The organism is Heliomicrobium undosum, from assembly GCF_009877425.1.
Lineage (GTDB): Bacteria > Bacillota > Desulfitobacteriia > Heliobacteriales > Heliobacteriaceae > Heliomicrobium > Heliomicrobium undosum.
This window is the reverse complement of sequence record NZ_WXEY01000009.1, coordinates 55,952-69,385: the sequence shown is the minus strand read 5'-3', so window position 1 is coordinate 69,385 and position 13,434 is coordinate 55,952. Positions and strand designations below refer to the sequence as shown.

Annotated in this window: 9 protein-coding genes; all 9 read right to left on the bottom strand. The window is 60.9% G+C overall.

The window, feature by feature from the left end; genetic code table 11:
* Window positions 1-55 precede the first annotated feature (55 nt).
* The 9 genes from xdh to GTO91_RS10020 all read right to left on the bottom strand — a co-directional run bounded on the left by xdh (window position 56) and on the right by GTO91_RS10020 (window position 13,393).
* Entirely contained in the window at window positions 56-2,662 is a 2,607-nt protein-coding gene (xdh, locus tag GTO91_RS10060) for a selenium-dependent xanthine dehydrogenase (RefSeq protein ID WP_161258585.1), read from the bottom strand.
* Between the two features lie 17 nt (window positions 2,663-2,679).
* Window positions 2,680-4,089 carry a dihydropyrimidinase gene (gene hydA / locus GTO91_RS10055; RefSeq protein WP_161258584.1) on the bottom strand — a complete coding sequence of 470 codons (1,410 nt, stop codon included), beginning with the start codon at window positions 4,087-4,089 and terminating at the stop codon, window positions 2,680-2,682.
* A 233-nt stretch (window positions 4,090-4,322) separates the two neighbouring features.
* Complete coding sequence (gene arcC / locus GTO91_RS10050) at window positions 4,323-5,273, bottom strand: carbamate kinase (protein ID WP_161258583.1); 951 nt, start codon at window positions 5,271-5,273, stop codon at window positions 4,323-4,325.
* A gap of 2 nt (window positions 5,274-5,275) precedes the next feature.
* Window positions 5,276-6,280, bottom strand: a complete 1,005-nt coding sequence (locus tag GTO91_RS10045; protein WP_161258582.1) for an ornithine carbamoyltransferase — start codon at window positions 6,278-6,280, stop codon at window positions 5,276-5,278.
* Window positions 6,281-6,305: 25 nt separating this feature from the next.
* Window positions 6,306-7,550: a YgeY family selenium metabolism-linked hydrolase gene (locus GTO91_RS10040; protein WP_207709003.1), complete on the bottom strand. Its 1,245-nt coding sequence runs from the start codon at window positions 7,548-7,550 to the stop codon at window positions 6,306-6,308.
* A 141-nt stretch (window positions 7,551-7,691) separates the two neighbouring features.
* The gene (gene xdhC / locus GTO91_RS10035; protein ID WP_161258580.1) at window positions 7,692-8,159 is read right to left on the bottom strand and encodes a xanthine dehydrogenase subunit XdhC; all 468 of its coding nucleotides are present in this window, start codon (window positions 8,157-8,159) and stop codon (window positions 7,692-7,694) included.
* A complete protein-coding gene (gene xdhB, locus GTO91_RS10030; RefSeq protein ID WP_161258579.1) occupies window positions 8,149-9,036 on the bottom strand; it encodes a xanthine dehydrogenase subunit XdhB in 888 nt (295 codons plus the stop codon). Before xdhB ends, xdhC begins: the two co-directional genes overlap by 11 nt.
* Before the next feature lie 11 nt (window positions 9,037-9,047).
* Entirely contained in the window at window positions 9,048-11,333 is a 2,286-nt protein-coding gene (xdhA, locus tag GTO91_RS10025; RefSeq protein ID WP_161258578.1) for a xanthine dehydrogenase molybdenum-binding subunit XdhA, read from the bottom strand.
* A gap of 296 nt (window positions 11,334-11,629) precedes the next feature.
* Entirely contained in the window at window positions 11,630-13,393 is a 1,764-nt protein-coding gene (locus tag GTO91_RS10020) for a sigma-54-dependent Fis family transcriptional regulator (RefSeq protein ID WP_161258577.1), read from the bottom strand.
* Between the last annotated feature and the right edge of the window lie 41 nt (window positions 13,394-13,434).

Here is a 13,434-nt window from a genome sequence, read left to right as displayed (position 1 = left end):
GGATCTCATATGCTCTATTGCGGAATACGCCCACTACCGGCCGCCCTTCTGCCCGCTATCCCTTGTCATAGGGCGTCCCTTTCAATGGCAGGTCGAACCGCTTCTGCCGGTCAAACCGGTAGTAGGCCGAAGCGACGGCCGGCGCCACGGGAATGGTGGCGATCTCCCCTACCCCTTTCGCGCCAAAAGCCAAGGGCGAGGGGTTTTTCTCGACGATGATCGTTTCGATTTCCGGCATATCCGTAGATCTGAACAGGCCTAACGTCCCGAACTTCACCTGCGGCACGCCGCCTTTGAGGGGGAACTTTTCACGGAGGGCGAACCCGAGGCCCATGGCGACGGCGCCCTCGATCTGGCCTTCGATCGCCTTCGGGTTGATGGCCCGGCCCACATCGTGTGCAGCGACAACCTTGGACACCCGCCCCTGCTCATCGAGCAGGACCACATGGGTGGCGTAGCTATAGGCCACATGGTTGACCGGATTGGCTTTCGGCGAATTGAGCGGGTCGGTGATCCCATGATACTCGCCGGAGAACTCCCGGCCCTCTAATGCCTCTAATGCTTCTATTGCTCCTAATGCTTCCGATGACTCCAGCGCGCCGTCCCTTTCCGTCTCGTTCAGCGCCTCCAGTAACGCCAAGGCGGCCTGGCGGGCAGCCTCGCCGGTGAACAAGGTCTGCCGGGAGGCGGTTGTCGTCCCGGCGTCGGGTGTGACCCCCGTTTCAGGCAGGGCCACTGTCAGGCGCTCGATCGGCAGGCCCGTCACCTCGGCGACGATCTGCGATACGATGGTGGCCATGCCCTGGCCGATGCAGGCGGCGCTCGTCAGGATGCGCACCACACCGTCCTTGACGCGCAGCTTCACCCTGCCGATGTCGGGTAGGCCGACGCCGATGCCGGTGTTTTTCATGGCGCAGGCGATGCCGGCGTAGGGATGGGATTCATAGGCATCTCGGACAGCCAGCAGGGTCTCCTTGATGGCCGTTCCTTCGTCGGCGATTTGCCCGGTGGCGTTGACCATTCCCGGCGTCAAGGCGTTTCTAAACCGGAATTCCCACGGGGAGATCCCTGCTTTTTCGGTCAACAGGTCCATGTTGCCTTCACAGGCGAAGGCGGCCTGGGGGACACCGAAGCCCCGGAAGGCGCCGGCCGGCGGGTTGTTCGTATAGACGCAAAGACCGGTGATGTCGGCGTTGGGCACATGGTAGGGTCCGGCCACATGGGTGCAAGCCCGCTCTAATACCGCCGGCCCGAGGGAGGCGTAAGCGCCCGTGTCGGCGACAATGCGGGCCACGATAGCCGTCAGATTACCCTCGGCGTCACAGCCCGTGGTGATTTCCAATTCCATGGCATGTCGCTTGGGGTGGACGTGGATGCTCTCCTGGCGGGTCAAGGTGAGTTTGACCGGTTTTTTCGTGGCATAGGCCAGCAACGCGGCATGGTGCTGGACCGACAGGTCCTCCTTGCCGCCGAATCCGCCGCCGATCAGCTTGGCGATCACCCGCACCTTCTCCGCCGGCAGGCCAAGGATGGTCATAATCCCCTGTTGATCCTTGTAGACGCTCTGGGTCCCCACATACACCGTCAGTTCGCCGTCCGCGCCCGGAACGGCCAGGGCGCTCTCGGGCTCCAAAAAGGCGTGCTCTGTCGCCGGGGTGGTGTAGCGATGGGTAACCACATGGGCCGACCGGGCAAGAGCGGATTCGGGGTTGCCGCGCCGGACATGGGTTTTGGAGAGCAGGTTTCCCTTCGGGTGGAGCGACGGCGCGCCCTCGGACAGCGCCGCCCCCGTCGTGACGATTGGTTCGAGTTCTTCGTATTCCACACAGATCGCTTTGACCGCTTCCCGGGCGATCCGGCGCGTGCGGGCGGCGACAATGGCCAGAGCGTCGCCGATGTAGCGCGTTTCCTCCCCTTCGGCAACGAGGGCCGGCCAGTCTTTGGCGATAAAGCCCCAATGGCGCTGTCCGGGGATATCTTTTGCGGTAAGCACCGCTTCCACGCCGGGGAGCGCTTTTGCCGCAGAGATGTCGATCTTTTTGATCAGCAAGCGGGCGGCTTTCGGACGCAGGACAGCGCCGTAAAGCATCCCCTCGACCTGCATGTCATCGACGTACTCACCGGTTCCCAACGTCTTTTCTCGGGCGTCGACACGGTGGACGCTGATGCCGACACCCAACCGGTTATCGGTCATCGGTATGTTCAAATCACCGCGCAGCACTGCGGCTGCCAGGGCAATCGCTTTTTCAATCTTCACATAGCCGGTGCAGCGGCAGATGTTGCCGCGGATGGCTTCTTTGATCTCCCGCTTTGACGGTTGCGGGTTTTTATCCAGGAGCGCCTTGGTGCTGATCACCATGCCGGGGATGCAGAAGCCGCACTGGACGGCGCCCGCTTCGGCAAAAGCCCAAGCGTAGGCTTCTTTTTCCCGGTAGGAGAGCCCTTCCACTGTGACGATCGATTTGCTGTCCACTTTGGCGATAGTGAAGAGGCAAGCCCGCATGGCCTTGCCGTCGACGAGGACCATGCAGGCGCCGCAAGCGCCCTCGCCACAGCCGTTTTTCATAGATGTAATCTGGAGTTCATCGCGCAAAAAGTCCAGGAGATTTGATTCGCCGCCTTCGACATGATGGATCACGCCGTTGACCTTCAGTTTATGCATGGCGTATCCCCTTCTCGTTACAGGATTCGCGAGGATTCACGGAAGAGATACCGGCCTCCCGGGGTGGCGTCGATCAGTTCGCCGTAGCGGACGATAGGACGGCCCCGGAGAAACACATGGGCTGGGCGGCCGGCCTGCCGGAATCCCGCGTAGGGGTTGTAGTCGAGCCGGTAGTGATGGTTCTCGTTGGTAATTTCCATATCGCTCGTGGGATCCCAGACAACGATGTCGGCGTCAGAGCCAACGGCGAGCGTCCCTTTGCGGGGGAATATTCCGAACAATTGGGCTGGCCGAGTGGCGGTAAGAGAGACGAACTGATTCAGGCTGATGCGTCCGGTTGTGACGCCATAGGTATAGAGCAGACCCATGCGATGCTCGACGCCCGGCATGCCGTTGGGGATCCGGCTGAAGTCGTCGCGGCCTTTGTCCTTTTGGCCTCGATAAAAAAAGGAGCAGTGATCGGTGGCTACTGTGTCGATGGCGCCCCTTGCCAGGCCGGACCAGAGGGCATCGTTGTGTTCTTTTGGGCGCAGGGGCGGCGAGATGACGTACTTGGCGCCCTCGAAAGGGTCGCTGCCGGAGCATTTGTCGTCACTGCCATAGCGGCTCTCATCAAGCATCAGGTACTGGGGGCAGGTCTCCACATAGACAGGCACTCCCTGCCGGCGGGCGGCTTCGGCGGCATCCAGGGATCCCTGGGCTGAAAGGTGGACAATGTACAGGGGGGCTTTCGCCATCCGGGCCAGAGCAATGGCACGGGTCACCGCTTCCGTTTCAACAGCCGGCAGCCGGCTCTGGGGATGAAACCGGGGGGCTTTTTTTCCCTGTTGTCGGAATTCGTGGACGAGCACATCGATGACATCGCCGTTCTCACAGTGCAGCCCCACGAGAGCGCCGATCTCTCGCGCCTGGCGCAAAGCTTGGAAGAGGATGCCGTCGTCGACCTGGAGGACATGCTTGTAGGCCATGTACAGTTTAAAGGAAGAAACTCCCTTTTCCCGGACGAGAATCGTCATTTCGTCAGGCGTTTTCTCACGCCAATCGGTGATGGCCATGTGAAAACCATAGTCGCAGAGGCACTTGCCTCGCGCCCGTTCGTGCCAGTTCTCCAGGGCGGCCATAAGGTTTTCGCCGCGAAACTGGGTGGCAAAATCGATGACCGTCGTGGTCCCACCGAACAGGGCGGCCCGGCTGCCACTGGCGAAGTCATCGGCGGTGGCGAAGTCGCCGACAGGGAGATCAAAATGGGTGTGGGCGTCGACGCCGCCTGGGAAGATCAAGGCGCCGGTCACATCGATGACTCTATCGCCAAGCTGCCTTTCCAGGTTTTCGCCGATGGCGGCGATCCGTTCCCCTTCGATCCGCAGGTCGGCCAGGCGGCTCTCTGTGGCAGTCACAATCATGCCGCCGCGCAACAGGGTGCCCAAGGCGGTCACCTCCCCCGGTGAAATGGATAAGATTGCGCGGCTTCGCCTCCGCCGCCTAGCCGGGTGAAGGCTGGGCGGCGGAGGGACAGAGCGCGCAATCTCGAGTGACATTTCCGAATAGCCGACTAGAGGCCAAGTAACCGTTACGTAGACTTGGGTAGATAACAAGTAGATGCCAAGCGAATGCCGAACGTAAGAGCATGCGTAATGCGTCAAGAAATGCCCATCTATGTTCAGGGATAGATGTGCGTCCCCGTCCGCCCGGCGACGGCCTCTTCCAGCGATTCCGGGTTGGTGATGATCGCTTTTTTGCCGCCCCCTTCGAGGAAGGAGATGACGGCCTGCACCTTCGGCAGCATGCTGCCGGGGGCGAAGTGGTTTTCGGCAACATACTGCTTCAGTTCCGCCAGGGTCACCCTGTCAAGGGACTTCTGCTCCGGCGTGCCGTAGTTCAGGCACACCTTCGGGACGGCTGTCGAGATGATCAGGATGTCGGCGCCGATGTCGGTTGCCAGGAGGCTGGAGGCAAAATCCTTGTCGATAACGGCGTCGATCCCTTTTCGCGAGCCGTCTTCCTGGGTGATGACGGGAATGCCGCCGCCTCCGACGCCGATCACACAGTAGCCCTGACTGACGAGCAGGAGGATCACATCTTTTTCGATGATCTCCTGGGGCAACGGTGATGGAACGAGTCGGCGGTAACCGCGCCCGGCGTCGTTGACCAGCACCCAGTCGGGGTGGGCTTTTTTCAGGTTTTCGGCCTGGGCTTCCGAGTAGAAAGAGCCGATCGGTTTAGAGGGTTTTTGAAAAGCCGGGTCGTCGGGGGATACGGCCACCTGGGTGATGACGGTGACGGCCTCTTTGGCCATCCCGCGCTTTTTGAACTCATTGTCCATGGCCTGCTGGATCTGGTAGCCGATGGCCCCCTGCGTGTCGGCGCCGCAACTGACCAGGGGCACGTGGTGCATGCCGGCCACCTCGCTGGCGATCTCGGAGCGCCGGAGGATGAATCCGACCTGCGGACCGTTGCCGTGGGTGATGATCACCTCATAACCCTGCTCAATGATCCCGGCGATATGTTTGGCCGTTTCACAGACAGCGGCATACTGGTCCTCCACAGAGGTTTTGCTGTTATCGATGATGAGCGAGTTGCCGCCGATGGCTACGACGACCAGTTCCTTCAATGTTAACGACCACCCATCAACAAAGTCATGACGGCTTTGGCGGTGTGGAGGCGGTTTTCGGCTTCATCGAAGACGATGGAGTGGGGACCGTCAATGACGGAGTCTTCCACTTCATTGTTGCGGTCAGCCGGGAGGGCGTGCATGTACATGACATCCTTGTCGGCGGTGGCCATCTTCGCTTCGGTGCACTTCCAGGACTTCTGGGCCATCAGTTTTTCGTCGACAACCTTGGTGGCGCCGGCGATGGAAGCGCCTGTCTGGTCATTGACCCAGGATCCCCAGTTTTTCGGGATGACGATATGGGCGTTTTCGTAAGCTTCCTCTTCGTTGTTCGTGACGGTCACGGTGCCGCCGAACTTGGCCGCGTTCGCTTTCGCTTTTTCGATGACCCAGTCGGGCAGTTCCCAGCCCTTCGGATGGGCGAGGCAGACGTCCATGCCGTAGCGCGGGAAGAGCAGAAGCTGGGAGACGGGAACGGAGATGGGCTTCTTGTGGCTCTCGGCGTAGGCCCAGATGATGGAGACCTTTGTCCGTTTCAGGTCGCCGATCTTTTCTTTCATCGTCATCAGGTCGGCCAGCGCCTGGAAGGGGTGGTAGAGGTCGCACTGGAGGTTCATGATGGGGACCCTGGACCATTTGGCCATCTCGGTCAGGTACTTGTTGCCGTAGCCCCAGTTGCAGTAACGGCAGGCGATGGCGTGGCCGAAACGGGACAGGATGATGGCCGTGTCCTTGGCGCTTTCGCCATGGGCGATCTGCATGCTGCTGGAGTCGAGGAATCCGGCGTGGCCGCCCAGTTGGGCAAATCCGGCTTCCATGGAGTTGCGGGTCCGGGTTGACTGCTCAAAGAACATCAGGAACATGGACTGGTGGAGCAGATACGGCGTGGGCACGCCCATGGCGAATTTTTTCTTGAGGTCAAAGGAGACCTCCAGCATGGTGTCGACTTCTTCTTTGGTGAATTCTTCGAGATCAATGAAGTGGCGGCCGCGGAAAATCGTTTGCATTGAGAATCCTCCTACTTATTTTGTTTTATTCCACCAGGTTCTTCGTATCCTCCGGCATCTGTGCCGCGTACTTCGAAACATAGATGGAGGGGATCACAGCGTACATGGCCGCCGCCATAACCAGTTCCTTTTTCCAGGTCCGTTCGTTCGGCGCGTGGGCCTGGTCTTCGTGGCCGGGGCCAAAGCCGATGCAGGGGATGCCGTAGCGGCCCATGATGGAGACGCCGTTGGTGGAGAAGGTCCACTTGTCTACGACTGGTTCGGTCTGGAAGAGCCCTTTGTAGGCGTCTTCGAGGGTATAGCAAACGGGGTGGCCGTCTTCAATCAGCCAGGTCGGGAAGTAGGCGTCCGTCGGGTAAACCAGTCCGGTGTAGGCCGGCCGTTCATAGGTGTACATCTCGACGACGGCGCCGGCGGCCTTCACGGCGGGAAGGTTGCGGATCTGGTTTAAGGCCAGTTCGGCGTCTTCCCCGGCGGTGAGGCGGCGGTCGATAGAGATCCAGCAACTGTCGGCGACGGCGCAGCGCGACGGCGAGGTGTGGAAGATTTCGGAGACGGTGAGGCTGCCCTTGCCCAGGAAGGGATGGTCTTGCAGGTTTTCATGAAGCGCCCGCAGTTCCTTCAGGATGTCGGCCATCTTGTAGATGGCGTTGTCGCCCCGCTCCGGCGCTGAACCGTGGCAACTGACGCCCTTGGTGGTCACCTTAATCTCCATGCGGCCCCGCTGGCCGCGATAAATCTTGCCGTCGGTCGGCTCGGTGATGACGACGAACTCGGGACGGAGCTTGTCTTCGTTGATGATGTACTGCCAACAGAGGCCGTCACAGTCCTCTTCCTGGACGGAACCGACGATGACGAGGGTGTAATCGTCTTCCAGGCCCAGGTCCTTGATGATCTTGCCGGCGTAGACCATGGATACCATGCCGCCAGTCTGGTCGCTGGCGCCCCGGCCGATGATGATCTCATCGTCTTCATAGCCGATATAGGGGTCGTACTGCCAGTTTTCCGGGTTGCCGACGCCGACCGTGTCGATGTGCGCATCCATGGCGATCAGGTGTTTGCCACGGCCGATATACCCCAGGATGTTGCCCATGGGGTCGATCTCGACCTTGTCAAAACCCACCTTCTCCATTTCCTCCTTGATGCGAAGCACGACCTTCTGCTCGTCGCAACTCTCGCTGGGGATGGCGATCAGATCCCGCAGGAACCGCGACATGTCCGGTTTGTACTTCTCGGCCAGTTTCAGGACCTCGGCAAACTTGTTCTCCAACACCTGCATCTCCTTATTACCCGATTATGTATATCCACTGTCCGGGAGGCCGAACAGGATGGACCGCGTTTGTGCTTACAGCGGGCCTGCTTGCGCCGCCGGCGCTGCTGATTTTTGCTGACGACAGGCGGCTGGATCCTTTTACTTCTCCCCCATCGCCTTTTCCGCCGCGTTGATGATGTTGTGATAACCGGTGCAACGGCACATGTGGCCGGAGAGTTCCTTTTTCAGCCCCTCCCGGTCGCAGTTGCACCCCTTTTCGGCGAGCGCCGTCACAGACATGACGAAACCGGGGGTGCAAAAGCCGCACTGGACGGCGCCTTCCTCGACGAAGGCTTCTTGCACCTTCGTCAATTGGCCTTCCTTGGCCTCGCCCTCGATGGTGCGGATATCCTTGCCGTCGGCCCAGACGGCGAGAAAGAGGCAGGAATCGATGGCCTCTCCGTCGACCAGGACGGTGCAAGCGCCGCATTCGCCGACGCCGCAGCCTTTTTTCGTTCCCGTCAGGTGCAGGCGGCTGCGTAGCATTTCGAGCAGGGATTCGCCCACCTCGACCTCCAGGGAGAGTTTCTGGCCGTTGATGGTGCAGTTGATTCGTTTATGCGCCATGGATGATCCCCCCTGCCTGTTGATAGGCCTTGACCAGCGCCTGTTTGCTCAGTTCCTTGGCCAGGTGGAGCCGGAATTCGCGGGAGGCTCGCCAGGACGTGCGCGGGTTGATCTCCGCCGCCGCCGCGTTGCCGAAGGCTTCCACCACTTCCGGGCTGAAAGTTTTTCCTTTGACGGCCCCTTCCGCCTCGGGGCAGCGGATCGGTGTCGGCGCAGCCACGCCGAATGCGAGGCGCACATCGGCCAGGATGTTGCCATCGGCGACCTTGCAGTTGACGGAACAGCCCAGAGTGGCGATATCCATGGCCTTACGCATGGCGTACTTGATGTAGTGGCCGCCATAACCCTCGTAACTTTCCGGCGTGACGAGGATCGCCGTCAGCACCTCCGCCTGGCCCAGATTGACCTTACCCGGTCCACGGTAGAACTCGCGGATCGGCGTCTGACGAAGGCCGTCGGGCCCTTGGATCTGGAGGACGGCGTCAAGGGCGAAAAGGGTCGATGCGCTGTCGGCCGATGTGGCGCCGTTGCAGACGTTGCCGCCGATGGTGGCGACACGGCGGATCTGGGGACCGCCGACGGTGTCGACGGCTTCCGCCAGAACGGGAAGGCATTGGCGGATCAGCGGGTCGGAGGCGATGCGGCTAAAGGTGGCTGCCGCGCCGATGGAAAGCATTCCGTCATCCTTCCGTTCGATGCGGGTCAACGCGGCGATATGGCGGATGCCGACCAACTGCGCCTCGGGCTGCTTGCCCTCGCGGATGCGGATCAGCACATCGGTGCCGCCGGCGATGAGCCGGGCCTCGGGATTGGCCGCCAGCAGCGCCACAGCCTCCTCAATGGAACGGGCTTCGTCGTATCGGGCGATGTCGAACATGGTCATCCCTCCTATTCGATCAGCCCTTCGGCCTTGAAGCGGGCGATCAGGCGCTGGGGTGTGAGGGGCAGGTCATTAAAGGCCACGCCGGTAGCGTCGAGGATGGCGTTGCGGATAGCAGGCGCCGGCGTGATGGCCGGCGGCTCACCCAAGGCCTTGTTGCCGTATGGACCTGTCGGCTCATAGGGCTCGACGAAATGGGCGCCGATCTCGGGGGTGTCGAAGGCGGTCATCAGTTTGTAGTCCAGGAGGTTGTGGATGAGGGGCTTGCCGGTCTTAGGGTCGAAGAGCATCTGCTCGTAGAGGGCGTAGCCGAGCCCCATGCTGACGCCGCCATGAACCTGGCCGGCGGCCAGTTGGGGATTGATGATCTTGCCCGAGTCGTGAACGTTATGGATCTCCAGGACCTCGACCTTGCCGGTCAACAGGTCGACCTCGACCTCGACGAAGGTGCAGCCGTAGGCGAAGGCGTTGACGCGGGCGTTGTTGGAGACATCGGCTGTAAAGGGCTGGCAATGGACCGTGTTCGTGTGGGCGTCGAGGGCCACCTCGCCGATGGGCAGGATCCCTTCCCCGTTGTGCTTGTAGACGAGCCAGCCGTCGACGATGTCCATGGCGCCGGCCGGGATGTCGGTCATTCCCCATGCGTAATCGAGGACCTTGGCCTTGATCTCTTCGGCGGCCTTGCGCACGGCCATGCCGGTGATGTAGGTCTGACGGGAGGCGTAGGAGCCCAGGTCCACAGGCGAGATGTCTGTATCCTGTTCGGAGAGGATATGGACCATCGAAGTCGGGATGCCCACCGTTTCGGCCACCATCTGGGTGAAGACGGTATCGCTGCCCTGACCGATCTCGGTAGCGCCGACCTGGATTTGAACCGAGCCGTCTTCATTCATGACGATCCGCGCGCCGGCCACCTCCAACCCGACCGGGTGGGTGCCCGAGGCGTAGGTAAAGCAGGCCGCTCCGACACCGCGCCTTTTCATCCCCTCCCGCCGGCTGGCGTCCGCTTTTTTGGCGTCCCAGCCAATCAGTTCCCGGCCCTTTTGCAGGCACTCGGCCAGCCCGCTGGTGAGCACCTTGACGCCGCTGATCGGGTCCTGGTAGCCTGCGCTGATGACGTTTTTCAGGCGAAAATCAACGGGGTCGATCGCCAGTTCACGGGCTACATCGTCCATGTGGCTCTCGAGAGCGAACATGACCTGGGGGATGCCGTAGCCGCGCATGGCCCCGGCAGAGGGCATATTCGTATAGACCGAGGTGGACTTGCACTTGATCGCCTGCTGCCGGTATAGTTGCCGGTACTTGGTGCCGGCGTTGTTGGCGATGGATTGGCCGTGAGAGGCGTAAGCGCCGTTGATGGAGACGATCTCCAACTCCCGCGCCAGCAGGGTGCCGTCTTTTTTGACGCCTGTCTTGATCTTAAAGGCGATGGGATGGCGCACCCGGGAGGCGATGAAGCTCTCTTCGCGGGTGAATTCCATCTTGACGGGCCGTCCGTGGACGACGGTGGTAAGAAAAGCGGTGAGCGGTTCCACGACAGCGTCCTGTTTGCCGCCGAAGCCGCCGCCTATGTAGGGTTTAATCACGCGGACACGCCCCCAGGGGATGCCGAGCGCCTGGCCGACGATCCGCCGGCAGATATGGGGGATCTGGGTGGAAGAGACGATGACGATGCGACCGTTTTCTTCCATATAAGCGTAAGCGCTGTAGTTCTCCATGGCGCAGTGGGCGACCATCTGAGTCGTAAAATCATCAGAAAAGACTTGATCCGACTCAGCGACGGCCTGGGCCAGATCGCCCAGTTCGTAGCCGCCCCGCCCCAGCACGTTGCCGGTGCCGGCGTGGATCTCCGGCGCGCCCGGCTTGAGCGCCGCCTCAGCCGTCAGTAGCGGCTCGTACTCTTCGTACTCCACCTCAATGAGGGTCAGCGCCTTTTGCGCCGTCCGTTCATCGACGGCCACCACGGCGGCGATCTCGTCGCCGACAAGGCGCACCCGCCGCGTCAGCAGGTTTCGGTCGGCCACGTCCTGGTGAGCAGGGTTCTTCGAATAGGGGTGGCCGGCCGTCGGGAAGGTGTGATCGGGCACATCCTCATAGGTGACGACGGCAACGACGCCCGGCAGCGCCTTGGCCTTGCTGACATCGATGCGCTTCACCCAGCCGTTGGCAATGGCGCTGCGAAAGACCTTGGCATGGAGCATGCCGGGAACGAAGTGGTCGTCTACATATCTCGCGGCGCCTTTCACCTTGGCGACGGCGTCGACGCGGGTGACGCTCCGGCCTACGCTTTTCATGGGCGCTCCCTCCTTCTGTGTGTACTCTGTTGCAGCAGATATTAAAAGGGTGGATGAGATGACCTTGGGGAGACAATCACTACTGTCTCAAATTAAGACTTTTTTCTATATATGAAAAACCATTTTCATCATCACTCGTGATAATCTAATGAAAGAAATCCCATCGGGAGAATCCTTGCCCCATCGAATCTCTTATCGAATCTATTGCGCAAATCTTCTTTTGACCGAACCCTCAAGCGACACCTATTGCTATGTACGCCCATCTCACAATGAGACAGCCGTCTCCCCTTTAAAACTCAGGAAAAGACCTTGCGTTCGGCGATGCCGTATTCCTTAATCTTGCGATACAAGGTCGCCCGGCTGATCCCCAGTCGCTTGGCGGCGTCATCCTTGCACCCCTCCACAGCGGCGGCCTCCAACGCTTTGGTGATGGCTTCGCGCTCCAGCGCCTTCAGGTTGAGGCAGTCGTCCTGGACTTTTACCGGTTCTTCGGTCCGGATCCGTTTGGGCAGATCCTTCAGGCTGATCAACCCGCCGGTGGCCATGGTGACGGCGTATTCGACCACGTTTGCCAGTTCCCGCACGTTTCCCGGCCAGGGATATCGGTGCAAGAGCGACGCCGCATCGGTGGCCAACCGGTTCACCTGCTTGTTCAGCACCTGGCAGTAGTGCTCCAGGTAATGGTCGATCAGCAGAGGTATATCCTCCCGCCGCTCCCGTACAGGCGGGATGGTCAAGGGGATCACGTTCAGGCGGTAATAGAGATCCTCGCGAAACTCCCCGGCGGCGACCATCTTCTCCAGGTTCCGGTGCGTGGCGGCGATGATGCGCACATCGACAGGGATGGAACGGGCGCTGCCGACCCGCTCGACCCGCCGCTCCTGGAGGACGCGCAGGAGCTTGACCTGCAAGTGCAGGGGCATGTCACCGATCTCGTCGAGAAAGAGGGTCCCGTTGTTGGCCAACTCGAACTTGCCGAGCTTGCCGCCCCGCTTCGCCCCTGTGAAGGAGCCTTCCTCGTAGCCGAAGAGTTCGCTCTCCAGCAGCGTCTCCGGAATGGCGCCGCAGTTGATGGCGATAAAGGCGTTTTGGCTGCGGCCGCTAGACTGGTGGATCGCCCGGGCCAGCAGTTCCTTGCCGGTCCCGCTCTCGCCCTGGATCAACAAGGTCGAATTGCTGGACGCGACTTTGCAGGCCAGGGACTTGAGCTCACGGATTTTGGCGCTGCTGCCGATGATCTGTGAGAACTCGGTGGCGATGTCGCTGACCGTCGTGTCGTTGACGAGACGCTTGATCTCCTGAACATCCTTCAAGATGATGATGGCGCCGTCGACGGCGTCTTCCCGGATGATCGGCATGGCGTCACAGTACCAGTGGGCCGCCACCCGCCGCCCCTTCACCTGGCCGGAGAAGCTCTTTCCCTTTTCGACGGCCTTCCATAACTTTTTGTCGTCCATGATCTGGGGCAGGGCGATGAGGGAATGAGCGGTCAAATCGGTCATCGAGGCGGCCAACTCGTTATGGTGGGTGACCACCTTATTGGCGCCCACGACGAGGATACCGTCGTGGAGGAGATTGAGCACCGTTTCCAGTTGGCGGACGAGCGATTCTCTCTGCCGGTTCTGCGCGTTTTCCGCCGTCTTTCCGGCGATCAGGTCAGCCATCTTCTCCAAAAAGCGAAGAAGCGAGTCCTGACGGCCGAGCAGGCGCTTGCCCTGCTGCCCGTCAAATCCGATCAGCCCGATGACGCCGATCGTCTCGTCATTGACTTTGATGGGCACCGCCACCTCGGCTGTCTCGGAACAATCACCCCGTCGTAAACAAGGCTGGCAGAGTTCGTGATGGCCCGGCTGGTCGATGATCACAGCCTCTCCGGTTCGCAGGATGTGCCGGTAGACGAAACCGTCCTCCAAGACGCGTCCGCGGCCCTCCCGGTAGCGGCCGGTGCCGGCGACACGCACCAAATCGGGATCGGCGATCTCCACCTCGATCATCAGCGCCTCGGCGATGGCTTCCGCCGTCTGCTGGACCGTCTCTTCTATATCGCGCAACCGGTGCATCCTCTCACCCCCGCTCGGCCTGTTCCTACCCCATCCATTCG